Below are 25,200 nucleotides of genomic sequence, written 5' to 3' on the forward strand. Positions count from 1 at the left end.
CGCTTCCGTCCGAGAAAGGCCCCGCCGCCATGAGCGCCTCGTCCCCCTCCGCGATCGACGACATCCTGGCCGAGTACGCCGGCCTTGAGCAGCAGATGTCCGACCCGGCGCTGCACAACGATGCCGCCGCGGCACGCAAGGTGGGCAAGCGCTTCGCCGAACTGGCACCCGTCATGGCGACGCACCGCAAGCTCGAGGCGGCCCGCGAGGACCGCGCCGCCGCGCAGGAACTGGCCGCGGACGACCCCTCCTTCGCCGACGAGGTGACCGCACTGACGGAGCAGATCGAGGCGCTCGAGCAGCAGCTCACCGACCTGCTCGCGCCGCGCGATCCGCACGACTCCGAGGACGTGGTGCTCGAGGTCAAGTCCGGGGAGGGCGGCGAGGAGTCCGCCCTCTTCGCCGGCGACCTCGCCCGGATGTACCTGCGCTACGCCGAGCGGCGGGGCTGGAAGGTCGAGACCCTCGGCGCGACCTACTCCGACCTCGGCGGCTACAAGGACGCCACGTTCGCGATCAAGTCCCGCGGCCCGGGGGCCGACGGCACCATCGACGGTGTGTGGGCCCGCATGAAGTTCGAGGGCGGTGTGCACCGCGTGCAGCGAGTCCCCGCCACCGAGAGCCAGGGCCGCATCCACACCTCCGCCGCCGGCGTGCTCGTCTACCCCGAGCCGGACGAGGTCGAGGAGGTGCAGATCGACGAGTCGGACCTGCGTATCGACGTCTACCGGTCCTCCGGCAAGGGCGGCCAGGGCGTCAACACCACCGACTCCGCCGTGCGTATCACGCACCTCCCGACGAACATCGTCGTGACCTGTCAGAACGAGCGCTCGCAGCTGCAGAACAAGGCTCGCGCCATGCAGGTGCTCGCTGCGCGGCTGCAGGCCCTCAAGGAGGAGGAGGCGGAGGCCGCCGCATCGGACTCCCGGGCCGCGCAGATCCGCACCGTCGACCGCTCGGAGCGGATCCGCACCTACAACTTCCCCGAGAACCGCATCGCGGACCACCGCATCGGGTTCAAGGCGCACAACCTCGACCAGGTCCTCGACGGGGACCTCGATGCACTCCTGGACGCGCTCCAGGCCGCGGACCGCCAGGCCCGCCTCGAGGCCGAGTGAGTCTCAGGCCCACCCACCTCGCCGCCGCGGCCGCCGCTCGGCTGGCGGCCGCCGGCGTCCCGTCGGCCCGGTTCGACGCGGAGACCCTGCTCGCCGAGGCACTGGGCATCGACCGCGGCCGCATACCGATCGCCGACGACGCGACGCCGGCGCAGGAGGCCGCGTACGAGGCGCTGCTCGCGCGGAGGGAGGCCCGGGAACCGCTGCAGCACATCCTCGGCCGCGCGTACTTCGGTCCGCTCACGCTGGCCGTGGGGCCCGGCGTCTTCGTGCCGCGACCCGAGACCGAGCTGCTCGCCGCCTGGGCCGCCCAGCAGGTGGACGGCGGCGCCGGCGACATGTGGCCCGCTCGCTCCGCTCCCGGCGCCGGTGCCATGCGGCCCGCTCGCTCCGCTCCCGGCGCCGGCATCGTCGATCTGTGCGCGGGTTCCGGCGCGCTCGGCCTGTACCTCGCGGCGACGGTGCCCGACGCGCGCGTCGTGCTCGTCGAACGCGACGAGACCGCCCTCGACTACCTGCGCCGGAACGTCGCCGGCGCCGACCTCGCGGGCAGGGCGACGGTGCTCGCGGCCGACGTGCGCGAACCGGACCTGCCGGAGCGCCTGGCCGCGCTGCTCGGCACCGTCGACCTCGTGGTGTCCAACCCGCCCTACGTGCCCGACGACGCGCCGCTCGATCATGAGGCCGCCGCCGATCCCGCCGCCGCCCTGTTCTCCGGCGCCGACGGGCTCGACCTGATACGCGGCCTCGCACCGCTCGCGGCGCGGCTGCTCGCCGGCGGGGGAGCGGTCGGGATCGAGCACGACGACGGCAACGGCGCGGGCACCGCCGACCTGCTGCGCGCGGCCGGCTTCGGCGACCTCGTCCAGCACCGGGACCTCGCGGGCAGGCCGCGATACGTGACTGGCAGGATGGACCCGTGAGCATCGCCAGCCGCGCCTTCGACTGCACCGACCCGGAATCCCGCGCCGCGGGCCTCAGCGCCGCCCGGTCCGCGCTGAAGGGCGGCCACCTCGTGGTGATGCCGACGGACACGGTCTACGGCATCGGATGCGACGCCTTCGACGGCCGCGCCGTCGCCGCGCTGCTCGCCGCCAAGAACCGCGGACCCGACATGCCCGTCGGCGTGCTCGTGGGCTCCTGGAACACCATCGACGGGCTCGTCAGCCGCGTCAGCGACGCCGCCCGCGAGCTCACCCGCGCCTTCTGGCCCGGCGCCGTCTCCCTCGTCGTGGAGCAGGCGCCCAGCCTCGCCTGGGACCTCGGGGACACCCGCGGCACCGTGATGCTGCGGATGCCGCTGCACCCCGTCGCGATCGAGCTGCTGCGCGAGGTCGGTCCGATGGCCGTCTCCAGCGCCAACGTCTCCGGTCGCCCGCCCGCCGCCACCATGCTGGAGGCGCGTGATCAGTTGGGTGATTCCGTCGACGTCTACCTCGACGGCGGCCCGTCGGAGCACGCCGCACCGTCGAGCATCGTCGACCTGTCCGGGCCGCAGCCGCGCGTGCTCCGCGAGGGGGCGGTGAGCACCGCACGGATCGCGGAGGTCCTCGGGGTCACCCCCGAGTCGCTCGCCTGAGCTACGTCCCCCGGGGCGATCATGGGCGATGCCGCCGACGTCGGTGATGCGCCAGTCCCCGCCCTCGTCCGCGGTCACCCGGTAGAGCGTGAGGCCCCGCGGTTCCCGGACCCGCGACCCGGGGGCCGGGCGGGACCCGCGGCCGATTCACGGCCCACGATCGCACGGCCGCGGAAACGACGGAGCGCCCGGACCCTGACGGGTTCCGGGCGCTCGCCGGTGCTTCCGGGCGTCAGTTGCCGGGGGCGGGCGTCGCCGCGGGCGCCTGGGCGCCATCGGCGGGAGCTCCCTCCGCGGGCGCCTGCGTCGGCTGCGTCGCCTGCGCCGACGGGTCGGCGAGCGAGCCGCCCACGTCGGTGATCTGCCAGTCCTTGTCCTTGTCCAGCGTCACGTTGTAGACGGTGACGACCTCGCGGCCGCTCGCCGCCTGGACGTTCGTGGCCTCGACCTTGACGTAGGCGCTGACCTTGTAGATCGGGCCCGACTGCGAGTTGACCACGGCGTCCATGACGGTGCCCTTCGACACCCACTGCAGCGGCTGCAGCAGCTGGTTCATCGCGCCGGCGGTCGCGTCCATCCGCTTCTTCAGGTCCTCCGAGACGCCCTTGACGATGGCCGTGCGCCACGGTCCGAGGTCGCGGTAGTCGAAGGTCGAGGCGCCCGCGGCGTACTCCGCGGCCACCTTCTCGGCCTGCGCCCGCTCGGCGGCGGCCGCCTTCATGTCGCTGTTCTCGGACTTCTGCAGGCCCCACAGCACGCCGAAGGTGATCGACGCCGCGAGCAGTGCCAGGATCACCACGGTGATGACCACGGTGGTGACCGTCGCACCGGCGGTCGGGACCGCGGCCCGGCCGCCCTGCGCGGCGGCGCGGGCCGAGGCCTTCGGGCGACGCGCGGGAGCCTCGTCCTCCTCGTCCTCGTCGACCGGGGGAGCGGGGCGCTTCGTGACGGCCGGCTGCTTCGTCGCGGCGGCCTTCGTCGCGGTCGAGACCTTCGCGGTCGGGGCCTCGTCCGGCTCCGCGCCCGCGTCGGTCGCGTCGGCGGTCTCCTCGGTCGCCTCGTCGACGGTGTCCTGCACGGTCTCCTCGGTCGCCGCGGCCTCGTCAGCGAGGTTCTTGTCGTCCGGGGTGGAATCAGTCACTTGTCGGGTAGCCAATCGTGTCGGGGTTCGTCGGTCCGGTGGAGCGCTACTTCTTCGGCGGGATGACCACCGTGAGGTTCGCGGCACCGTCGGAGCCGACCGTGTTCAACGCCTGCGAGAGTAGCGCGGCCATGTCGATCTGGGGCATGACGTCGGTCAGCGCCTGCACCACGGGCACCAGTGGCTCCGTCATCGGGCCGAGGTTCGACAGCAGCTTGCTGGTGTTCGGGGCGATCTTCATCAGGAACGGGTTGACCGACTTGGTGAGGGTCTCGGGCCCGTTGATGCCCTTCATGAGGACGTCCAGCGCCTTGAGCATCTCGACGTCCTTGACCACGAAGGTCCGGGTCGCCGGGCCGAACTCGGAGATCGCACCGGGCAGCCAGTCCATATCGGCCTGGTAGTTCTGCGTGTTCTCCATCATCCGGCGGATGTTGGGCATCCGCGCGGTGAGCGTGCGGGCGAGCAGATCGCCGGCCTGCGAGATGTTCGGCAGCGAGCCCTGCGTGTTGCTGGTCGCGTCCGCCAGGGTCTCCGTGATGCCGCCCAGGTCCGTCGAGTTGATGTTGCTCGTCAGGCCCGAGATCAGCTTGAAGGTCTCGGGCAGCGACAGCGGCTCCTTGACCTTCGCGACGTCGATCGTCGAGCCGTCGGCCAGGTACGGGCCGTTGAGGGTGTCGGGGCGGAACTCGATGTACGGCTCACCGACGGCCGACAGCTGCTCGATGCGCAGGCCCGTGTCCGCCGGGATCTTGTACTTCCCGTCGTAGCGGAACCTGACGACGACCTTGCCGTCCTTGCGGTCGATGGTCTCGACGTTGCCCACCTTGACGCCGCGCACGAGCACCGAGGAGTCGGGGAGCAGCTGGTTCGCGTCGTCGAGCTTCATGGTGACCGAGCGGTAGTCCGCGAGGGGACGCCAGTGCAGCACGGAGAAGGCGATGTACGCCGTGCCCAGCACCATGACCAGCGCGAAGGTCAGGAGGCTGAAGAAGGTGCTCTTTTTCACGGAACTGCTCCCACCATCCGAAGGTTGTTGACCGCCTGGCGGGCGGCATCGGAAGAGGGCACGTTCCCGTTGGTGCCCAGCTCCTTGACGTTGACCTTGGCCCCGCTGGAGAGGAAGGGCAGGATCTTGTTCTTCAGCAGATCCTCGAGGTTCGCCAGGTTCGCCTGCCGGCCGTTCATGTTCGGCCAGCCGGGGAACATCAGCGGCTTGATCACGCCCGCCACGGTCGCCGTCGAGGCGTCGAGCAGGGGAGCGGTGAACGAGAGCGGAGCGAGCGAATCGGAGAGGCGGCTGAGCACCTTGATCGCGCCCGTCGTCAGGTCGAGGGTGTCGCCGAACCAGTCATCGGTCGGCTTGAGCAGGGCGACGAGGATCTGATCGTTGTCGTTGATCGTCGTCACGAGGCTGCCGACCGAGGTGATCGCCTGGCTCACGTTGTCGTTCTGCCGGCCCAGGTCGACCACCGTCTGCGAGACCGTCTTGACCAGGCCCGAGAGCTTCTGCGGATCGGCCGGCAGGTTGGTGTTGATCCGGCTGAAGGTGTCCTGCAGCTGCATCAGGCTGCCGCTGCCGAGGAAGTTCGCCAGGTCGGCGAGAATGTCCTCGATCTGCGTCGGCGGCTTGGTCTGCGTGGTGGGCAGTGTGTCGCCCGCCTTCAGCGGCGTACCCGGCTTGCCCGGCGTGGTCTTGAGGGCCACGTACGTGTCGCCGAGGATCGTGTCCTGCTGCAGCGTCGCGGTGACCGTGTTCGGCACCTTCACGCTGTTGTTGATCTTCACGTCGACGACGGCCTTGCCCTCCTCGAGGGTGACCTTCTGCAGGCGGCCGGAGACGACGCCGTCGAAGACGACGCGCGCGCGGTCGGGCAGGTTGAGCACGTTCGTGAAATCGAGGTGCACGACGTAGCCGTCGCCGCCGCCCGGCTGCCCGGGAGCGGGGATCGCCGACGGATTGAACGGCACCGAGCCGCAGCCGGCCAGGACCGCCCCGGTGGCGACGGTGGCGATGCCGACTGCGAGGGCACGCCTGTTCAGTGGGTTCCGCATCAGTACGCCGCTCCCGTCGCGCGCAGGACCGTGGAGATGAGCTCCACGTTGACGTGGCCGGCGTCGGCGACCTTGCACTGCCCCGGCGCGAACCGGTTCAGGTTGTTGCAGGTCTGGGCCGGGTTCTTGGACGGCACCAGCGCTGACGGCGGCCGGTAGGTGATCTTGGTGGCCAGGGTCTTCTTGTCGACGCTGACCTGGAAGGCCCGGATCAGCGGCGGCAGGATGTTGAGCAGGTCGCCGAACTGCTTGGTGGTGGCCGCGAGCAGCGTGGTGGTCGGCACCGTGACCTCGAGCAGCGGCGCGATGAAGGCGCCGTACTTGTCGAAGATGGTGGCCAGCGTCTTCACCAGCGGGACGAGCTGGGGGAAGGCGCCGATACCGGTGTCCATCAACGGCTCGCCCACGTTCTTGATGCGGAAGGCGTACTTCGTCAGGAAGTCGCGCATCTCGCCCCAGTTCTGGACCAGGCCGTCGGACGCGGGCGCGAAGGCGTCGAGGATCGCCGCCACGTCGCCCATGCCGGGGCCGGGGTTGCGCATCAGCTCGCCGAGCTTGTTGGTCAGCGCGGCGATCTCCGGGCCCGTGCCCTGCGTGGCCTTGTTCAGCGCGGGGATGGAGGCCATCGCCTTGCGGAACTCCTCGTCGCCGCCGCCCACGGTCAGGTCGTCGACGACCTTCGAGACCGCCTGCAGCGACTCGGTGATCGACAGCGGCGTCTTCGTGTTGGTGATGCAGTTGCCGGGCTGCCATGCCGGGCCGCCCTTGTAGGTCTCGAGCAGCTCGAGGCGGCGCTGGGCCACCAGGGAGTCGGCGATCGAGACGACGCCGACGTTGGTCGGCAGCTTGCGGTCGGCGGGCAGGTCGAAGTCGATGCGGGTCGTCTTGCCGTTCGGCGTGATCTTGGTGATCTCGCCGATCGGGTAGCCGAACTGCGCGACCTTGCTGCCGGTGAACAGACCCACCGAGCTGTCGAGCTCGGCGCAGTAGGCGGTGGTCTTCTGGGTGAGGCCCTTGAAGGCCACACCACCGAGGACCAGCGCGGCGGCGACGAGGACCACGAACGCGGACATCGCGCCGCGGGAAGCGAGGAACTTACGCATCAGCAGGTCACCCCCGGGCTCGGAATGCAGACGTTGGTCGCGAGGAAGGTCTGCTCGGACTGGTTCAGCTGGATCGTGCCGTCGGGCGCGATCGTCTTCTGCAGGCCGGCCAGCATGTCCTTGGCGTTGGCGATCGCCGGCTCCGCCTGCTTGACCACCTCGCGGGCCTTGTTCACCAGCGCGTCGAAGCGGCTGGCGATCGGGTCCACGTTGTTGAGGTAAACGTTGAGCAGGGGAGCGAGGCGCTGCACGAGCTGCGTGGTGTTCGTCAGGTAGCTCTTGAAGCCCGCCAGGTTCACCTCGGCCGCCGAGAAGAAGGTGCTCATGTTCCGCATCAGCGAGAGCAGCAGGTCGCCGTTCTGGTTGACCGTCGTCGAGTACTCGCTCATCACCTTGACGAAGTCGCCCGCCTGATCCTGCTGGCGCAGGATGTTCTCGAACATCCGGTTGAAGGTGCCGACGGTGTTGCGGATCGACTCCGGCTGGTCCTCGAGCGCCTGATTCAGCTGCGACATGGACTCGCGGATCGGCGTCGCCTTGATCTTCTCGACCTTCGGCGTGGCCTGCTGGAAGGTCTCCAGGAGGCTGTACGGCATCGACACGCGCTCCGGCGGGATGGGCTTGTCACCGAGGTCGGCGGTGCCCATCGGCGTGAGTGCCATGTAGTAGCCGCCGACCGTGGTGAGCATCTTCATCGACGCGGTGGTGGCGTCGCCCAGGAAGACGTCCTTGTCGACACGGAACTTCACGCGCACCCGGTCGTCGAGCAGCTCGACGTCGGAGACGGAGCCCACGCTGATGCCGGCGACGCGGACGTCGACGCCCGAGCGCACGGCCTGCGCCTCCTTGAAGTCGGCCGAGTACTCCTTGGTGCCCGGTTGGAAGACGAAGAGGTAGCCGCAGATCGCGAGGACGATGACGGTGATCAGCGCGCCGACGATGCCCCAGTTCAGCTGGTACCGGCGATCCTGCGCGGCCGTCGGCAGCGGACGGTTGAAGAGGTTCACTTTGGATTGCATACCGTCACCTTCTGACCTGCGACGAAGAGATTCATCATGCCGGGGAGCTTGGCCTGGCCCTTGCTGCAGGTCGTCGAGACCGCGGGGCCCGCCTGCGGCTTCGTGCCCTCGTTCAGGAGCTGGACGATGCCGGGGAGGGTCGCGAGCGCGTTGACCAGTTGCTCCGCCATCGGCATCGCGTTGCTGACGATCGCGTCCAGCGGGGGGTTCTCGTTGGGAGTGAGGCCCAGCGCCGCGAGCAGCGCATTGGTACGGCTGACCACGCCGGAGGTCTTGTCCGACCACTCCCGCATCGAGTCGACGTTGCTCGCCAGCGTGCGGGCGAAGACGTCGAGCTGCTGGAGCACCTTGGTCAGGCCGGGGGAGGCGCCGCCGATGGATTCCGAGACCGAGCCCAGGTTGGTGATGAGCTGGGTCAGGACGCGCTGGCGGTCGTTGCTCACGGCCATCAGCTTGTCGAGCGAACCCAGCAGCGGGCCGAGACCCTCGCCGTTGCCCTGGATCACCGCGAGCACCGACTGCGACAGGTGGTTGATGTCATCGGCGTTGAGCGTCGACAGGACGGGCTTGAGGCCCACGAAGACGGTCGTGATGTCGAACGACGGCTGGGTGAACTTCTCGCTGATCGTGCTGCCGGGCTTGACCTCGGCGGCCGTGCTCTTCGGCGTGGGCCGCACCTCGAGGAACCGGGAACCGGTGAGGTTCTGGTACCGGATGGCGAGCGTGTCGTCGGTCCGGAACTTCCGGTCGCGCTGCAGGGAGAAGGTCACCGCCGCGTTGGAGAGCCGGTGGTCCGAGGACTGCTTGACCGCGATGTCCTTGACCTTGCCCACCTGGACGCCGAGCATGCGCACGTCGTCGCCGATCTTGAGGCCCGAGACGTCCTTGAACTCCGCGTGGAAGGTGTCCATATCGCCCTGCGGCGGCCGGGTCAGCGCCTGCAGCACCAGCACGAGCAGCAGGATCATCACCGCGGCGAAGACCACGATCTTGATCGAGGTCGCCTTCATTGACTTCATGGTTGGCTCAGCTCCCAGGCTTCGTGGACGTCGGGGTGCTCGGCTTCGAGGACGACGGTGCGCCCTGCGACGCCGTGGCCGGCTTGGTCTCGCCCGGCTTCGCCTCGGCCGGCTTCTCGCCCGGCTTCGCCTCGGCCGGCTTCTCGCCCGGCTTCGGCGGGATGTACGTGAACGTCGGTGCCGGAGGCAGCATCGCGCCGATGGCAGGGTAGTCGACCGACAGACGCAGGTTCAGCACCGGCCCGTTCGGGGTGTTCGGCATCGCCTTGCGGACGTTGTCGAGCAACTGGCCGATCTGGATGCCGACGCCCGTCGCGCTCCCGTTGGGGAAGGCGGTGAGCAACGGCTGCATCAGGTTCACCAGCATCGGCGTGGCCGTCTGGAGGCCGGCCAGCGCCTTCGGGTCGAGGATCTTCTGCAGGGCCGCCGTCAGGCTGTCCTTGTCGTTCGTCAGCGAGTCCAGCGTGGTCTTGCCGCGGTTGACCCAACCCTTGTCGTGCACGGGCTGGTAGTCGAACAGCGTCTTGACCGCCGGGATGAGCGCCGTCGTGGCGGAATCCGCGCTCTCGATGGCCTGGGTGATGATCGGGAAGGTCTGCGCGGTCGAGAGCCGCTGCGTGTCCTGCACCGCCTGCGCGACACTGCCGAGGGCGGTGAAGAGCGGGAGCATGGCCTTCGACGAGGCGTCGAAGTTGAGCAGGATCTGGCTCATGTGCGGGCGCAGCGCGTCGCTGTTGACGTCGCCGATCGTCATGATCATGTTCGAGACGGTGTTGTCCGTGATCGGCTTGGTGGGCGCGATCTGCGCGCCCTCCTGGAGCGTGCCGCCACCGTCGTGCGGGGTCAGGATGACCTCCGAGACGCCGAACAGGTTGCCCGCCGAATACGCGGCCTCGAGGTTGTTGGTCAGCGACTTGCCGTCGGCCGACTTCATCGTCACGGTGACGCCCTGCTGGCCGTTCCCGAGCGCCTTGATGCCCGTGACCTCACCGACCTTGATGCCCTGGATCCGGACGGGTGCACCGTCTTTGATGCCGGCGGCCACTGCGGGGGAGCGGAGCGTGAAGGAGAACTCGTCCTTCGGCCAGAGGGCCTTGACGAGCCAGCCGACGAGCACGATCGCGAGGATCACCGCCACGGCGATCAGGCCCCGGCGCCGGAGCACCGACCGCTCGACCGACATTCCTGGTACGGATACGACTCCCATTGGTTACCCCTTGAAGTAGACCGGGGAGGTGAAGCCCCACAGCGCGACGGTCATGACGAGGTTGAGGACGACGACGGCCACGAGACTGGCGCGGATGGCGCGACCCGAGGCCGTGCCGACACCCTCCGGGCCGCCGGAGGCGAAGAAGCCCTGGTAGCAGTGGATGATGATGACCGCGGTCAGGAAGACGGCCACCTTGATCACTGAGAAGACGATGTCGGATCCGCTCACGAACTGACTGAAGTAGTGGTCGTACGTGCCGGACGGCATGGAGTACACCGATTTCACCACCCAGGCGCAGGAGAGCCAGGACAGGATCAGGGTGATGAGGTACACGGGCACCACGGCGATCAGTCCCGCGAGGACGCGGGTCGTCACGACGAAGGACACCGAACGCAGGCCGAGGGACTCGAGCGCGTCGATCTCCTCGTTGATGCGCATCGCGCCGATCTCGGCGGTCATGCGGCAGCCGGCCTGGGCGGCGAAGCCCACGCCCGCGAGCATCGGGGCGAACTCACGGGTGTTCGCGAACGACGCGACCACCGCGGTGAGCGGGCCCATCCCGAGCATGTTGAGGATCGCGAAGCCCTGCACGGCGACGATGCCGCCGACCGTGATGCCGAGGACGGCCAGCACCGGGGCGGTGCCACCGCCGACGACGAGCGCGCCACGGCCCCACGTGATGTCGGTGAGGATGTACATGATCTGCGACCGGTAGTGCTTGATCGCGTGGGGAACGGTGCGGATCACCTCGGCGACGAAGGAGACGACGTGGCCGATGGTGTCGAAGAGGCTCCAGGCCGATCCGGATGCTCCGAACAGGTTGAAGAACCAGCGTGTGCCCCGAGGGCGGTAGACGGTTGCCATGTATCAGCTCACCTGTTCAGCGACGAGAGCGGTCGATTCAGCGGTGCAGTGGTGCATGGTCAGCCCACCTGCGTCGGGGATGAAGAGGGTCGTGCCCTGAGTGGAGTGGTCATGGGTCAGCCCACCTGCGTCGGGGATGAAGAGGGTCGTGCCCTGAGTGGAGTGGTCATGGGTCAGCCCACCTGCATCGGGAAGAACATCGTCGTGACCTGCGTGATGAGCAGGTTCAACGCGAAGATGACGACGAACGAGAGGACGACGGTGGCGTTCACCGCGTCCGCGACGCCGCGCGAGCCGCCGCGGGCCTCGAGGCCGCGCTGGCAGCCGATGATGGCGATCACGGTGCCGAAGATGAGGGACTTGATGAGCGAGATCCACACGTCGACGGGATGCGCGAAGGAGCCGAACGAGAGCCAGTAGGCGCCGGGCGTGACGCCCTGGCTGCCGACGGCGACGAGGTAGCCGGCGAGCGTGCCGATCGAGATCACGAGGATGTTGAGCAGCGGTGCCACGATCCAGGCGGCCAGCAGGCGCGGGACGACGAGGCGGTTGAGCGGGTTGATGCCCATGACCCGCATGGCGTCCGTCTCCTCACGGATCGTGCGTGCGCCCAGGTCGGCGGCGATGGCCGAGGCGCCGGCACCGGCGAGGAGGAGGCCGGTGGCGATCGGGGCGCCCTGCGTGATGACGGCGAGGCCGCCGGCGGCGCCCTGCAGCGAGTCCGCGCCGAGCTGAGCGATGATGTTGCCCACCTGGATCGAGATCACGATGCCGAACGGGATGGCGATGAGGACGCCGGGGAACGAGGTGACGCCGATCATGTACCAGACCTGGTTCAGCGCTTCCTTCCACTGGAGCCGGCCGCGGATCGTGTCGGTCACGAGGGCGACCAGCGACATGATCAGCATCCTGACGCTCCGGCCGATCGTGCGGATGGAATCCACGACGGTGCTGGAGAAGTTCTTGCTGATGATCGACCAGTAGGAAGGTCGCTTGGCAGGTGCCGCGCCCTGCGCAACGGATTGCGTCACCGCGAACGTCTCCTCTCGACTGTGGCCACACTGTGACCCACATGCTGCGTTCTCAGGTGTATGACCGAGGACACTATAACGGCCAAAGGAGTGATGTGCGTCATTGGCCTGCTTCGCCGAGGCCGTGTGAGCGACTCGTCAGTAACATCTGGGCAGTCGGCTGGATCGTGTCCATCCGCTCAGGTCAGGCGGGGTGCGGAGAACTACGATCGCAAAGCCTCGGACCGCCGGACCCGGGTGACGCGGGGGTGCGAGTAGATTCGCACGCGTGCACATCGAGACGCTGAGCGGGGTGGTCGTCGGGGCCGGCGCTGCCGGGGTCCCGATGCGGGAGTTGCTGGTAGTGGGCCTGACAGCTGCAGTTGTCACATTTTTTGCAACGTCGCTGGTCCGGGTCCTCGCGACCCGTTTCGGCGCGGTCGCGGTGCCCCGTGCGCGTGATGTCCACGTGGTCCCCACCCCCCGCCTCGGCGGCGTCGGCATCTACATCGGGATGGTCGCCGGCATCTTCTTGGCCGCGCAGTTGCCCGCTCTCACGCGGGGCTTCGCCTATTCCAAGGATGCCGTCGCGGTCCTCGTCGCCGGTGCCGTGATCGTGGTCGTCGGCGTCATCGACGACCGTTGGGGCGTGGACGCCCTCACCAAGCTGGTCGGCCAGATCTTCGCCGCAGCGCTCCTCGTCGTGATGGGGGTGGCCTGGAACGTGGTCTACGTCCCCGGCATCAATACGACGGTCGTGCTCGACCAATTGCAGGCGGGCCTCCTCACGGTGGTGGTCGCCGTCGCGACCGTCAACGCCATGAACTTCATCGACGGCCTCGACGGCCTTCTCGCCGGTGTGGCGGCGCTGGCGGCGCTGGCGATCCTCATCTTCTCCGTGGGGCTGATGTTCGACTCGGGCGGCGACGCACCGTCGTACCCCCCGGCCCTCATCACCGCGGCGCTCTTCGGGGCCTGCATGGGATTCCTGCCCCACAACTTCCAGCCGGCCCGCATTTTCATGGGCGACTCGGGTTCGATGCTGCTCGGCCTCACGCTCGCGGCGGCGTCCACCTCGGCGTCGGGACGGATCTCGCAGAACGCCTACGGGACGACCGACATCTTCGCCCTGCTGCTGCCGCTGCTGCTCGCCGTCGCGGTGATGTTCGTGCCGATGCTCGACCTGCTGCTCGCCGTCGTGCGTCGCACTCGTGCCGGCGTGCACCCGTTCACCGCCGACAAGATGCACCTGCACCACCGGCTGCTGCAGATCGGGCACAGTCAGCGCCGTGTCGTGGTGGTCATCTACCTGTGGGTGGGTGTGCTGGGCCTGAGTGCCGCGGCGTCCACGATGCTGCCGCCGACCCTCATCGCGCCCCTGTTCGGCGCGGGTCTGCTGTGCGCCCTGGTCTTCACCGTGGTGCCGCGGATCGTGCCCCGCCTGCGGGAGCGCTATTCCGAAACCGCGAGGTCAGATACATCGCCCAAGACAGGCGCCCGGTAACGCAGGACGGCCGTCCTGTTGTACTATCGTGTGTAGTTGATCGGCTGGATCACCGCGCGGCCCCGATGTGGGGAGTGCCCCTACTTCTTGGTAGAGTCTCAGCCAATCACAAAGAATCCGTGATGTGACCCACGCTACGGATTCGGCAGACGCCGCCCCCGGTCGCCGCGAGACCTTCGCGTGGAGCGACCCTGACCCCGAAGGAGGGGACATGACGACGCCCGCCCCCTCCGTCGACGGCCAGGTCGGCCGCTCCGTCGTGACCTTCGTGAACCCGATCGTGATCGTCGTCGGGCTCTCCGTGATCGCCGCGGGTGTCGGCACCGCCTTCGGGCATCCCTGGTTCGCCGCGTGGTTCCTGCTCGGCGGCATGATGTCCGTCCTCAACGCCAAGCTGGCGGTCCTCAAGGTGGCCACGGTCACCGCGGAGAACGAGCCGCGCAAGGCGCCCGTCGCCGTCAACTCGATGTTCCGGCTCGGTGTCGTCTCCGTCATCGCGATCGTCATCGCCTACTTCTTCCGGCCCGATGGGCTGGGCGTGATCTTCGGTCTCGCCGTCGGTCAGATCGTCCTCGTCCTGAACACCGTCATCCCCGTTCTGAAAGGGCTTCGCCAGCAGTCATGAACACCAATCTGTACGCCGAGGGCTCGATCAAGGTCGCCCACTACAAGTCGTTCGAGCTGTTCGGCATGACTTTTCACTGGGACACGATCCTGGCCACGGCCATCGCGGCGGCGATCGTTCTCATCCTGGCGTTCATCCTGAAGGCGAAGGTCACCTCGACCGGCGTCCCGAGCGGTGTGCAGCTGTTCTGGGAGGCCATCACCATCCAGCTCCGCGGCCAGGTCGAGTCGTCGATCGGTATGCGCGTGGCGCCCTTCCTGCTGCCCCTGGCGATCGCGCTGTTCACGCTGATCCTGTTCGCGAACTGGCTCGCGGTGCTGCCGCAGCAGTACACGGGTGAGGGCGGCGCCCCCACCGAGATCTTCATGCCGCCGGCCGCCGACGTCAGCTTCGTCTACGCGCTCGTGCTCGTCGTCTACCTCGGCTACCACTTCGCGGGTTTCCGCACGCACGGCATCTTCGGCTACCCCGCGAAGGTCGTGAAGGGCCACGCCCTCGGCCTGGCGCCCATCAACGTGATCGAGGAGCTCGTCTCGAAGCCGCTGTCGCTCGCACTGCGACTCTTCGGCAACGTCTTCGCCGGCACGGTCATGGTCGCGGTCATCGCGCTCCTGCCGGCCTACGTGCTCTGGTTCCCGAACTCCCTGTGGAAGTCCTTCGAGCTCTTCGTCGGCCTCATCCAGGCGTTCATCTTCTCGCTCCTGACCATCCTGTACTTCTCCACCTCCATGGAGAAGACGCACCACTGACCTGACCGGGGCCCACACGGGCCACGGCCATGAAGACCCTGGTAGGCCGACTACCAGAAACCGAAAGGGAAAAGATAAATGGATCCGAACATCGCGCAGGGTGCCCTCATCGGCGGCGGCCTGATCATGGGTGGCGGCGCCATCGGCGCCGGTATCGGTAACGGTCTCGCCGGTTCCCAGCTCGTCGCCGGCATCGCGCGGCAGCCGGAGGCCCAGGGCCGCCTGATGACCCCGTTCTTCATCACCGTTGGTCTGGTCGAGGCCGCGTACTTCATCAACCTGGCCTTCATGGCCCTGTTCGTGTTCGCGACCCCGATCTCCTAACTCGCTCGTAAGAAACGGGAACTGACGTCATGCAGCTCGCTGAGGGTAACTTCCTCCTCCCCACCGCGGGGACCTTCATCTCGTGCCTGATCATCTTCTTGATCGTGCTCGCAGTGATCTGGTTCTTCGTGGCACCGTCCATCCAGAAGGTCCTGGACGATCGCGAAAAGATGATCCACCAGACCGCGAACGACGGTCGCGCCGCGGCCAAGGGGTTCGAGGACGCCGAGTCGGAGTACCGCGCCGGAATCGCTTCCGCCCGCGGTGAGGCCGGCAGCATCCGCGACGAGGCGCGCGCCACCGGCCGCGTCTCGATGGAGGAACAGAAGCAGCGGGCTACGGCCGAGGCGGACGCGATCACGCGGGAGAAGACCGAGCAGCTGCGCACCGCGGGCGAGTCCGCGGCCGCGGCGGCGCGCGCCGATCTCGCTCCGCTCTCGGCGTCGTTGGCGAGCCGCGTGCTCGGCTTCGACGTGACGCAGGACCCGGCCCTCAAGGCGAAGCTGGATGCACTCTCGAGCGACAAGGTGGTGAAGAACTAAATGGGTGTCTTTATCGGCAACCTGATCGCCTTCGCGGTCATCCTCTTCGTCCTGTGGAAGTTCGTCGTTCCGCCGGTGAAGCGGCTCATGAAGGAGCGCCAGGACACGGTCCGGGCGCAGCTGGAGGAGTCGCGCATCGCGCAGGAGAAGCTGTCGCAGGCGGGTCAGGCGGGGGAGCGCGCGCGCTCCGACGCCGCCCGTGAGGGCAGCCAGATCCGCGACGAGGCCCGCGGCGACGCGGACGCGATCCGCGAGGATCTGCGCGCCCAGACCGAGCGCGAGGTCGCTCGGATCGGCGAGCACGGCCAGGGACAGATCGCGCTGAACCGCAGCAACCTGGTGCGGGGCTTCCGCAGCGGGCTCGGCGCCGAGGCCGTCGACGTGGCCGGGCGCCTCGTCCGCGACCATCTCGGCGATCCGGCCAACCAGGCCAAGTCCGTGGACCGCGCGCTCGGGGAGCTCGAGTCGATGACGCAGGGCGCCGACGAGGTGCGCGTCACCGAGGCCGATCGCATCGGCACCCGGTCGCTGCGCGCCGCGAGCCGCGACGCCGTGCGGTCCCTGGCCGCCGGCTTCGACCAGCGCACCGCCGGCCTCGACCAGGCCGCGCTGGCCCGCGTCGCCGACGACCTGGCCGACGTGGTCAACGTCCTGGGCGAGCAGCCGGTGCTGCGCAAGCACCTCGCCGAGTCGGCCGAGGCCCCCGAGGCCAAGCGCACGCTCGTCGACAACCTCTTCGGCGGGAAGATCAGCGCCGAGGCCAACGCCTTCGTGCAGGACGCCGCGGCGGCGAAGTGGTCGGCCCCCGCCGACTTCGTGACCGCCGTCGAGCGTCAGGCCCGCGTGGCCGTGCTGCTCGGCGCCGAGCGCGCGGGCACGCTGGACGAGACCGAGGACGAGCTGTTCCGCGCGGGACGCATCCTCGAGGGCGAGCCGGAGCTGACCGCGGCCCTGTCCGACACCCGGGCGCCGGCCGCGACCCGCATCGCGCTGCTGGACAAGGTCTTCGGCGGCAAGGTGAACGAGTTCACCGCGGCGCTGCTGCGTCAGACGGTGCGTCTCGTGCGCGTCGGCCGCGTGGACGCCGCCGTCGCCTCGATCGCGGAGCTGGCAGCGGCCCGCCGCGGCGAGTCCGTCGCGGTCGTCGAGTCGGCGGTCGCTCTGACCGACGCCCAGCGGACCCGCACCGCGGACCTGCTGGCCCGCATCTACCAGCGCAAGATCGCGGTACAGACCGAGGTCGTCGCCGAGCTCCTGGGCGGCCTGCGCATCACGGTGGGCAACGAGGTCATCGAGGCCGACATCGCGTCGCGCCTCGACAAGGCCGCCGAACAGCTGCCCCGCTAACACACACAAACTTCCACCCAGAACACAAAAGAGGGAAACGAGTACTCATGGCTGAGTTGACGATCTCAACCGACGACGTCAAGGGCGCGATCGAGCAGTATGTCTCGACGTTCGAGGCCGACGCCTCCCGCGAGGAGATCGGCACCGTCTCCGACACCGCCGACGGCATCGCCCACGTGACCGGGCTCCCCGGCGCGATGGCGAATGAGCTGCTCGAGTTCCCCGGCGGGGTGCTCGGCGTGGCCCTGAACCTCGACGAGGACGAGATCGGCGCCGTCATCCTCGGTAACTACGAGGAGCTCGAGGAGGGCCAGCAGGTCCGCCGTACCGGCGACGTGCTGTCCGTGCCCGTGGGCGACAAGTTCCTGGGCCGCGTGGTCAACCCGCTCGGCCAACCGATCGACGGCCTGGGCGACATCGAGGCCGAGGAGCAGCGCGTCCTCGAGCTGCAGGCCGCCACCGTGCTCGAGCGTCAGCCCGTCGAGGAGTCGCTCGCCACCGGCATCAAGGCCATCGACGCGATGACCGCCATCGGCCGCGGCCAGCGCCAGCTCGTCATCGGCGACCGCAAGACCGGCAAGACCGCCGTCTGCGTCGATACCATCCTGAACCAGAAGTCGAACTGGGAGTCGGGCGATCCGACCAAGCAGGTCCGCTGCATCTACGTCGCCATCGGCCAGAAGGGCTCGACGATCGCCGGTGTGAAGTCGGCGCTCGACGAGGCCGGCGCGATGGAGTACACCACCATCGTCGCTGCCCCCGCGTCCGATTCGGCCGGCTTCAAGTGGCTCGCGCCCTACACCGGCTCGGCCATCGGCCAGCACTGGATGTACCAGGGCAAGCACGTCCTCATCGTCTTCGACGACCTGTCGAAGCAGGCCGAGGCCTACCGCGCCATCTCGCTGCTGCTGCGTCGCCCGCCGGGCCGCGAGGCGTACCCCGGCGACGTCTTCTACCTGCACTCCCGCCTGCTGGAGCGCTCGGCGAAGCTGTCCGACGCCCTCGGCGGCGGCTCGATGACCGCGCTGCCGATCATCGAGACCAAGGCCAACGACGTCTCGGCGTTCATCCCGACCAACGTCATCTCGATCACCGACGGCCAGGTCTTCCTCGAGTCCGACCTGTTCAACAAGGGCGTCCGCCCCGCGATCAACGTCGGTACGTCCGTGTCCCGCGTCGGTGGCGCCGCCCAGACCAAGGGCCTCAAGAAGGTCTCGGGCTCGCTGCGTCTGGAGCTCGCCCAGTTCCGTGAGCTGGAGGCCTTCTCGGCCTTCGCTTCGGACCTCGACGACGCCTCGAAGGCGCAGCTGGCGCGTGGCGCCCGCTGGGTCGAGCTGCTCAAGCAGGACCAGTACAGCCCGTCGTCGGTCGAGGACGAGATCGTCTCGATCTACCTCTGCGGCGAGGGCCACTACGACTCGGTGCCCGTCGAGGACGTGCGCCGCTTCGACGGTGAGCTGCTGAGCCACCTGCACCACGCCGCGGCCGGCGTCTACGAGTCGATCGCGGGCGGCAAGGTCCTCGAGAAGGACCAGGCGGAGATCCTGGTCGCCGAGACCAACCGCTTCAAGCAGAGCTTCCTCGCCTCCGACGGCTCCCGCGTGGTCAACGAGGCCGAGGCCGGCGCGCTGCCCGCCGAGGACGTCGAGCACGAGACGATCAAGGTCAAGCGCAATGGCTAGTATCCGAGAGCTGCGCTCGCGGATCCGGTCGGTCAACTCGACCAAGAAGATCACCAAGGCGCAGGAACTGATCGCGACATCGCGGATCACCAAGGCGCAGGCCCGGGTCGCGGCCGCCAAGCCGTACGCCGAGGAGATGACCTCGGTGCTCTCGGAGCTGGCGAGCAAGTCCGGTTCGCTGGATCACCCGCTCCTCACCGAGCGGGCGAACCCGAAGCGCGCCGCGATCCTCGTCGTCTCGTCCGACCGCGGTATGTGCGGCGGCTACAACTCCAACGTCCTGCGGGAGACGCGCGAGCTGATCCAGCTGCTCAAGGACGAGGGCAAGGAGCCCGTCCTGTACGTCACCGGGCAGAAGGGGCTGGACTACTTCCGGTTCCGCGGCCAGGAGGTGGCGGGTGCCTGGACCGGCTTCTCGCAGCAGCCGCACCACTCGGACGCCACCGCGGCGACCGAGACCCTGGTGAAGCTCTTCGAGACCGGCTCGCAGGAGTACGTGACGATCGACGGAGTCGAGACGCACGGCGTCGACGAGCTGCACATCGTCTACACGCGCTTCGTGTCGATGCTCTCGCAGAACCCCGAGGTGCGCCGCATGGCTCCGCTCGTGGTCGAGGAGAGCGACGGCACGTCGGGTGACGGCGAGGCGGCGGCCCGCAACTTCACCTTCGAGCCCAGCGCCGACAGCCTGCTGTCGTCGCTGCTGCCGAAGTACATCGCGACCCGCGTCTTCGCGGCCCTGCTCGACTCGGCGGCGTCGGAGAGCGCCGCGCGTCGTACGGCCATGAAGGCGGCCACCGACAACGCCAACGATCTGGCCGTCTCCCTCTCCCGCGAGGCCAACCAGCTCCGCCAGGCGCAGATCACCCAGGAAATCAGCGAAATCGTCGGTGGCGCCGGCGCCCTCGCGAACTAGAAACCGGAAAGCAGACACATGACTACAGCAACCCAGCCCGCGTCGGCGGGCACCGCTGCGGCCACCGGTCGCGTGACGCGGGTCATCGGCCCGGTCGTCGACATCGAGTTCCCGCGCGGCGCCGTTCCCGACCTGTTCAACGCCCTGCACGCGGAGATCACCCTCCCGTCCGTGGCCAAGACGCTGACCCTCGAGGTCGCGCAGCACCTCGGCGACAACCTCGTGCGCGCCATCTCGATGCAGCCGACCGACGGCCTGGTCCGCGGCACCGACGTCACCGACTCGGGCTTCCCGATCCGGGTGCCCGTCGGCGACGTCGTCAAGGGCCACGTCTTCAACGCACTGGGCGACTGCCTGGACACCCCCGGTCTCGGCCGCGACGGCGAGCAGTGGGGCATCCACCGCAAGCCCCCGGCCTTCGATCAGCTCGAGGGCAAGACCGAGATCCTGGAGACGGGCATCAAGGTCATCGACCTCCTGACCCCGTACGTCAAGGGCGGCAAGATCGGTCTGTTCGGTGGTGCCGGCGTCGGCAAGACCGTTCTGATCCAGGAGATGATCACCCGTATCGCGCGCGAGTTCTCGGGCACCTCGGTGTTCGCGGGCGTCGGCGAGCGTACCCGTGAGGGCACCGACCTCCACCTCGAGATGGAGGAGATGGGCGTGCTCCAAGACACCGCCTTGGTGTTCGGCCAGATGGATGAGCCGCCGGGGACGCGTATGCGCGTCGCCCTCTCGGCCCTGACCATGGCCGAGTACTTCCGCGATGTCCAGCACCAGGACGTGCTGCTGTTCATCGACAACATCTTCCGCTTCACGCAGGCGGGCTCCGAGGTCTCGACCCTGCTGGGCCGTATGCCTTCGGCCGTGGGTTACCAGCCCACCCTGGCGGACGAGATGGGTGAGCTCCAGGAGCGCATCACCTCGACCAAGGGCCGGTCGATCACCTCGCTGCAGGCCATCTACGTGCCCGCCGACGACTACACCGACCCGGCGCCGGCCACCACCTTCGCGCACCTCGATGCGACCACCGAGCTCTCGCGTCCGATCTCGCAGCTGGGTATCTACCCGGCCGTGGATCCGCTGACGTCGACCTCGCGCATCCTCGAGGCGTCGATCGTGGGCGACGAGCACTTCCGCGTCGCCAACGAGGTCAAGCGCATCCTGCAGAAGTACAAGGAGCTGCAGGACATCATCGCCATCCTCGGTATGGACGAGCTCTCGGAAGAGGACAAGGTCACGGTGCAGCGCGCTCGCCGTCTCCAGAAGTTCCTCGGCCAGAACTTCATCGTCGCCGAGAAGTTCACGGGCGAGAAGGGCTCGGTCGTGCCGCTCGCGGACACCATCGAGGCCTTCGACCGCGTGTGCAAGGGCGAGTTCGACCACCTGCCCGAGCAGGCGTTCAACAGCTGTGGTGGTCTCGACGACGTCGAGGCGGCCGCGAAGAAGATCGCCGGAAAGTAGTTTCCAGTGGCTGACACGGCGTTTCAGGTAGAGGTCGTCTCCGTCGAGGAGCGGCTGTGGTCGGGCGAGGCGACCTTCGTCATCGCCCAGACCACGGAGGGTGAGCTGGGTGTCCTGGCTCACCACGAGCCGCTGTTCGGCCAGCTCACCACCGGTGGCGCCGTCGCCATCGACACGGTGGGCGGCGAGCGACTGGCCGCGGCGATCCGCGGCGGCTTCCTCTCGGTGACCGGCGAGAAGGTCACCGTGCTGGCGGACGGGGCCGAATGGGCCTCCACGCTGGAGGAGGCCGAGGTCCGGCGCGCCCTCGAGGCGGCGGCGGAGGGGTCCGACGAGCAGGCGACCGCGCAGGGACAGCTGCGCGCGATCGAGTTCCTCGCGGGCAAGTAATATAGAAGCAGCAGCGTGAAAGCCGGTGGCCCGGTCAAGACGGGCCACCGGCTTTCCTGCTATCCGGGCACGGAGCAGTGAGGAGCGCGTGATGGGCGGTGTGGTCTTCGTCGCGGTGGTCGCCGTCCTGGTGCTGCTCGCCGTCGGCGCGGTCGTCGCCCTGCGTCTCTACAGCCTCCGCGTCGCCGGTGTGCCGATCATCCTCCGGTACCTCCCGGCCCAGGAGGAGCAGGGCTGGCGCCACGGCACGCTCCGCTACGACGACCACGAACTCAAGTACTACCGGCTTTCCAGCGTGCGGCTCGGGCCGAGCTGGACGCTACCGCGCAGCGGGACCGAGATCGTCGGCCGGCGCGCGCCGCACGGGACCGAACTGGACGTCATCGATCCGGACATGGTGATCGTGCACGCGGTCACCCCGGGAGGCGAGACCGAGCTCGCCTTCGCGCGCGACGGGCTGACGGCGTTCCAGTCCTGGCTGGAATCGCGGCCGAGCCCGCGGCGCCAGCGCCCGTAGCCCCCGGCGGCACCGTCAGCGATCGCCGCCGGGCTTCCACAGCACGTCGCCCCCGGGATTGGCGACTCGGGACAGGATGAACAGCAGGTCCGAGAGCCGGTTGAGGTACTTCGCCGGCAGGACCGAGACGCTGTCACCGTGTTCGCGCACGGCGTCCCACGCCGCCCGCTCGGCCCGCCGCACGACGGTGCGCGCCAGGTGCAGGTACGCGGCCAGGGGAGTGCCGCCGGGCAGCACGAACGAGTCGAGCTTGGGCAGATCCTCGTTGTACTCGTCGCACCATGCCTCGAGGCGGTCGATGTAGTCCGGGGTGACGCGGAGCGGCGGGTACTCCGGATCGTCGACGACGGGGTTCGACAGGTCCGCGCCCACGTCGAAGAGTTCGTTCTGGATCCGCACCAGCACGGCACGCAGCTCGGGCTCCGGGGCTCCGACGGTGACCGCCAGCCCGAGGGCGGCGTTCGCCTCGTCGCAATCCGCGTAGGCCCGCAGTCGCGCATCCGATTTCGTGACTCGGGAGAAGTCTCCGAGGCCGGTGGTCCCGTCGTCGCCGGTGCGGGTGTAGATCCGGGTGAGGTGGACAGCCATGGTCACAGGCTGTCACAGGCCCGGGCGACGTGCCATAGGCTGACCGGTGTGGGTGAGAAGTTTCTGGTGCACGGCGGAGCCCGGCTGACCGGCGAGGTCACTGTGGGCGGCGCGAAGAACAGCGTGCTGAAGTTGATGGCGGCAACGTTGCTCGCCGAGGGCACATCGGTGCTCACCAATTGCCCCGAGATCCTCGACGTCCCGCTCATGGCGGACGTCCTGCGGGGACTCGGCGCCGAGGTGGAGCTCGAGGGCGATACGGCGCGGATCACCACGCCGGCGGTACTCAACCATCGCGCCGACTTCGACGCGGTCAAGCAGTTCCGCGCTTCGGTGTGCGTGCTCGGACCGCTGATGGCGCGCGAACACCGCGCGGTCGTCGCGCTCCCCGGGGGCGACGCGATCGGCTCGCGCCCGCTCGACATGCACCAGTCGGGACTGCGCGCGCTCGGCGCGACCAGCTCGATCGAGCACGGATGCGTCGTGGCCCAGGCCGATGCGCTGACCGGTGCGGAGATCACGTTGGAGTTCCCCTCGGTGGGCGCGACCGAGAACATCCTCATGGCCGCGGTCCTCGCCTCGGGCCTGACGGTGATCAGCAATGTCGCCCGGGAACCGGAGATCGTCGATCTCTGCGCGATGCTCGTGCAGATGGGCGCCGACATCGAGGGGATCGGCACCGACACCCTCATGGTGCGCGGGGTGGAGAAGCTGCACCCCACGGAGCACCGGGTGATCGGCGATCGCATCGTCGCGGCCACCTGGGGCTTCGCCGCGGTGATGACCCGGGGGGACATCACGGTGAACGGCGTTGCTCCCGAGACCCTGGGCGTCGTGCTGCAGAAGCTGCAGGACGCGGGGGCGACGGTGACCGAGCGCGCCGACGGCTTCCGCATCGCTTCGCCGGAGCGGCCCCACGCGGTGAACGTCGCGACCCTCCCGTTCCCCGGTTTCCCCACCGATCTGCAGCCGATGGCGATCGGCATGGCGTGCGTGGCCGACGGCACGTCGATGATCACCGAGAACGTCTTCGAGGCGCGGTTCCGCTTCGTGGAGGAGATGGTGCGCCTCGGGGCGGACGCCCGGACCGACGGGCACCACGCCGTGATCAGGGGAGTGGAGCAACTCTCGAGCGCGCCGGTCTGGTCGACGGACATCCGGGCCGGCGTCGGCCTGGTGCTGGCCGGTCTCTGCGCCGACGGGGTGACCGAAGTCCACGACGTCTTCCACATCGACCGCGGTTATCCGAACTTCGTGGGGAACGTGACCGCGCTCGGTGGACAGATCGAACGCGTCCCCTGATGCGCCGCGGCGCGGCCGGAAGTGCCGCGCTCCGGCGGTGCGGATAGGCGGGACCACCTGCCGATTTGTGTTCCGAGTTCGACGTGTGTAACTTATATCGAGTCAGCAGCGCCCAGGCGCCGCCCGGCAAGGCCCACAGCAGTCCAATGAATCTGGATCTCGACGCGCCGCCGGAAGTTCGGAAACCGGGACGATCCGCAAGGATCATCACGCTGGCCGCCACGGAAGAGAAACCTCTCCTCGACCGCGCTCCGCGCGATCGTGTGGTTCCTCCATGTGGTGAGCGGTTCGGAAACCCGAAACGTGGCCCGTGAGAGCGAGTTGCGAGCGAGAATCCGAACTGCTAGGCTAGAACGGTTGCTTCGAGCAGCCAGCCCCATAAACGAACATCACTGTCGAGCGCTTGGTGCGGTCGGGAGGGTTCGAGCGTGTGGTTGTGCGGTGTGAAGCGCTTCCGAGGGTGGCCCGCGAGAGCGAGTTGCACACGGAAATCCGATCTGCTAAGCTTGAACGGTTGCTCCGAGCGGGTCAGCCCAGTGAGTTTGACTGGGTGACTGCGATAGAGTAGCATGAACGGCCTGCGAAGGTGCGGTTCACACAGAATAGATATGGTGTGAGCGGCCGCGTTTGGCGTGTTCTTTGAGAACTCAACAGTGTGTCGATGAAATTGTCAGTGCCAAAATTTTTTGGCACGCATGGACAATCAAATTACTTGGTTGTTTGTGTTGTGGCTTTTCTCGTTTATTTCTTTGCGAGATGTATTTCTGGAATCATTGATTTTTGTCAGTGGTTTCGTTTTGTTCAGGATTTCCTGGATTATGCTGAAACCTTGTGTTTCTAGTGTTTTTTATGGAGAGTTTGATCCTGGCTCAGGACGAACGCTGGCGGCGTGCTTAACACATGCAAGTCGAACGGTAAGGCCCCTTCGGGGGTACACGAGTGGCGAACGGGTGAGTAACACGTGGGTGACCTGCCCTGTACTTCGGGATAAGCCTGGGAAACTGGGTCTAATACCGGATATGACCTTCCCCTGCATGGGGGTTGGTGGAAAGCTTTTGCGGTACAGGATGGGCCCGCGGCCTATCAGCTTGTTGGTGGGGTAATGGCCTACCAAGGCGACGACGGGTAGCCG

25 protein-coding genes and 1 rRNA gene are annotated in these 25,200 nt (G+C 68.2%); 16 read left to right on the forward strand and 10 right to left on the reverse strand.

The features are described 5' to 3' along the window. The first annotated feature begins 29 nt into the window (after positions 1-29). The 3 genes from prfA to FK530_RS10605 are packed head-to-tail and all read left to right on the forward strand — an operon-like array spanning position 30 to position 2,697. Complete coding sequence (gene prfA, locus FK530_RS10595; protein WP_146486966.1) at positions 30-1,118, forward strand: peptide chain release factor 1; 1,089 nt, start codon at positions 30-32, stop codon at positions 1,116-1,118. Continuing rightward, positions 1,115-2,041 carry a peptide chain release factor N(5)-glutamine methyltransferase gene (prmC, locus tag FK530_RS10600; protein WP_146486967.1) on the forward strand — a complete coding sequence of 309 codons (927 nt, stop codon included), beginning with the start codon at positions 1,115-1,117 and terminating at the stop codon, positions 2,039-2,041. The genes prfA and prmC overlap by 4 nt, the downstream gene beginning before the upstream one ends. Beyond that, positions 2,038-2,697: an L-threonylcarbamoyladenylate synthase gene (locus FK530_RS10605; protein WP_231706581.1), complete on the forward strand. Its 660-nt coding sequence runs from the start codon at positions 2,038-2,040 to the stop codon at positions 2,695-2,697. Before prmC ends, FK530_RS10605 begins: the two co-directional genes overlap by 4 nt. A 232-nt stretch (positions 2,698-2,929) precedes the next feature. Here FK530_RS10605 and FK530_RS10610 read toward each other — a convergent pair whose 3' ends face one another. The 9 genes from FK530_RS10610 to FK530_RS10650 all read right to left on the reverse strand — a co-directional run bounded on the left by FK530_RS10610 (position 2,930) and on the right by FK530_RS10650 (position 12,139). Then, positions 2,930-3,838, reverse strand: a complete 909-nt coding sequence (locus tag FK530_RS10610) for a hypothetical protein (protein WP_146486968.1) — start codon at positions 3,836-3,838, stop codon at positions 2,930-2,932. 46 nt (positions 3,839-3,884) lie between these two features. Further along, positions 3,885-4,847, reverse strand: coding sequence for an MlaD family protein (locus FK530_RS10615; protein ID WP_146486969.1), 963 nt, complete (start codon positions 4,845-4,847; stop codon positions 3,885-3,887). Then, complete coding sequence (locus tag FK530_RS10620; protein ID WP_146486970.1) at positions 4,844-5,893, reverse strand: MlaD family protein; 1,050 nt, start codon at positions 5,891-5,893, stop codon at positions 4,844-4,846. The genes FK530_RS10615 and FK530_RS10620 overlap by 4 nt, the downstream gene beginning before the upstream one ends. Further along, positions 5,893-6,996: an MlaD family protein gene (locus tag FK530_RS10625; protein ID WP_146486971.1), complete on the reverse strand. Its 1,104-nt coding sequence runs from the start codon at positions 6,994-6,996 to the stop codon at positions 5,893-5,895. Before FK530_RS10625 ends, FK530_RS10620 begins: the two co-directional genes overlap by 1 nt. Beyond that, positions 6,996-8,015 (reverse strand): MlaD family protein, encoded by a 1,020-nt coding sequence (locus tag FK530_RS10630; protein WP_146486972.1) that lies wholly within the window; start codon positions 8,013-8,015, stop codon positions 6,996-6,998. The genes FK530_RS10625 and FK530_RS10630 overlap by 1 nt, the downstream gene beginning before the upstream one ends. Further along, entirely contained in the window at positions 8,000-9,025 is a 1,026-nt protein-coding gene (locus FK530_RS10635) for an MCE family protein (protein ID WP_158645075.1), read from the reverse strand. The genes FK530_RS10630 and FK530_RS10635 overlap by 16 nt, the downstream gene beginning before the upstream one ends. Positions 9,026-9,041: 16 nt before the next feature. Next, complete coding sequence (locus FK530_RS10640) at positions 9,042-10,241, reverse strand: MlaD family protein (protein WP_146486974.1); 1,200 nt, start codon at positions 10,239-10,241, stop codon at positions 9,042-9,044. Positions 10,242-10,244: 3 nt separating this feature from the next. Beyond that, positions 10,245-11,108, reverse strand: a complete 864-nt coding sequence (locus tag FK530_RS10645; RefSeq protein ID WP_146486975.1) for an ABC transporter permease — start codon at positions 11,106-11,108, stop codon at positions 10,245-10,247. Between the two features lie 173 nt (positions 11,109-11,281). Further along, the gene (locus FK530_RS10650; RefSeq protein WP_146486976.1) at positions 11,282-12,139 is read right to left on the reverse strand and encodes an MlaE family ABC transporter permease; all 858 of its coding nucleotides are present in this window, start codon (positions 12,137-12,139) and stop codon (positions 11,282-11,284) included. Between the two features lie 325 nt (positions 12,140-12,464). Between FK530_RS10650 and FK530_RS10655 the strand changes: the two genes are divergently transcribed. The 11 genes from FK530_RS10655 (at position 12,465) to FK530_RS10705 (ending at position 22,178) form a co-directional block, all read left to right on the forward strand. Continuing rightward, entirely contained in the window at positions 12,465-13,622 is a 1,158-nt protein-coding gene (locus FK530_RS10655) for a glycosyltransferase family 4 protein (protein ID WP_146487016.1), read from the forward strand. Positions 13,623-13,833: 211 nt separating this feature from the next. Beyond that, positions 13,834-14,247 carry an ATP synthase subunit I gene (locus tag FK530_RS10660; RefSeq protein WP_146486977.1) on the forward strand — a complete coding sequence of 138 codons (414 nt, stop codon included), beginning with the start codon at positions 13,834-13,836 and terminating at the stop codon, positions 14,245-14,247. Then, entirely contained in the window at positions 14,244-14,996 is a 753-nt protein-coding gene (gene atpB / locus FK530_RS10665; RefSeq protein ID WP_146486978.1) for a F0F1 ATP synthase subunit A, read from the forward strand. Before FK530_RS10660 ends, atpB begins: the two co-directional genes overlap by 4 nt. A gap of 78 nt (positions 14,997-15,074) precedes the next feature. Continuing rightward, positions 15,075-15,320, forward strand: a complete 246-nt coding sequence (locus tag FK530_RS10670; protein ID WP_013125919.1) for a F0F1 ATP synthase subunit C — start codon at positions 15,075-15,077, stop codon at positions 15,318-15,320. Positions 15,321-15,349: 29 nt separating this feature from the next. Then, entirely contained in the window at positions 15,350-15,862 is a 513-nt protein-coding gene (locus tag FK530_RS10675) for a F0F1 ATP synthase subunit B (RefSeq protein ID WP_146486979.1), read from the forward strand. Further along, positions 15,863-17,209 carry a F0F1 ATP synthase subunit B/delta gene (locus tag FK530_RS10680; RefSeq protein ID WP_146486980.1) on the forward strand — a complete coding sequence of 449 codons (1,347 nt, stop codon included), beginning with the start codon at positions 15,863-15,865 and terminating at the stop codon, positions 17,207-17,209. It abuts the gene before it with no gap. Between the two features lie 47 nt (positions 17,210-17,256). Continuing rightward, the gene (atpA, locus tag FK530_RS10685) at positions 17,257-18,891 is read left to right on the forward strand and encodes a F0F1 ATP synthase subunit alpha (RefSeq protein ID WP_146486981.1); all 1,635 of its coding nucleotides are present in this window, start codon (positions 17,257-17,259) and stop codon (positions 18,889-18,891) included. After that, complete coding sequence (locus FK530_RS10690; RefSeq protein ID WP_146486982.1) at positions 18,884-19,807, forward strand: F0F1 ATP synthase subunit gamma; 924 nt, start codon at positions 18,884-18,886, stop codon at positions 19,805-19,807. Before atpA ends, FK530_RS10690 begins: the two co-directional genes overlap by 8 nt. An 18-nt stretch (positions 19,808-19,825) precedes the next feature. Then, entirely contained in the window at positions 19,826-21,271 is a 1,446-nt protein-coding gene (gene atpD, locus FK530_RS10695; protein WP_146486983.1) for a F0F1 ATP synthase subunit beta, read from the forward strand. Between the two features lie 6 nt (positions 21,272-21,277). Then, on the forward strand, positions 21,278-21,661 hold the full coding sequence (locus tag FK530_RS10700; protein WP_126194550.1) for a F0F1 ATP synthase subunit epsilon: 384 nt from the start codon (positions 21,278-21,280) through the stop codon (positions 21,659-21,661). A 91-nt stretch (positions 21,662-21,752) separates the two neighbouring features. Further along, entirely contained in the window at positions 21,753-22,178 is a 426-nt protein-coding gene (locus tag FK530_RS10705; protein ID WP_146486984.1) for a DUF2550 domain-containing protein, read from the forward strand. 15 nt (positions 22,179-22,193) lie between these two features. Here FK530_RS10705 and FK530_RS10710 read toward each other — a convergent pair whose 3' ends face one another. After that, positions 22,194-22,766, reverse strand: coding sequence for a cob(I)yrinic acid a,c-diamide adenosyltransferase (locus FK530_RS10710; RefSeq protein WP_146486985.1), 573 nt, complete (start codon positions 22,764-22,766; stop codon positions 22,194-22,196). 48 nt (positions 22,767-22,814) lie between these two features. On the opposite strand from FK530_RS10710, the gene murA reads away from it, so the two are divergent. Both murA and FK530_RS10720 read left to right on the forward strand, forming a co-directional pair. Continuing rightward, positions 22,815-24,068 (forward strand): UDP-N-acetylglucosamine 1-carboxyvinyltransferase, encoded by a 1,254-nt coding sequence (gene murA / locus FK530_RS10715; RefSeq protein WP_146486986.1) that lies wholly within the window; start codon positions 22,815-22,817, stop codon positions 24,066-24,068. Between the two features lie 846 nt (positions 24,069-24,914). After that, a 16S ribosomal RNA gene (locus FK530_RS10720) occupies positions 24,915-25,200 on the forward strand; the annotation flags it as partial.

Source organism: Tsukamurella conjunctivitidis, assembly GCF_007858475.1.
In the GTDB taxonomy this organism is placed as follows: domain Bacteria; phylum Actinomycetota; class Actinomycetes; order Mycobacteriales; family Mycobacteriaceae; genus Tsukamurella; species Tsukamurella conjunctivitidis.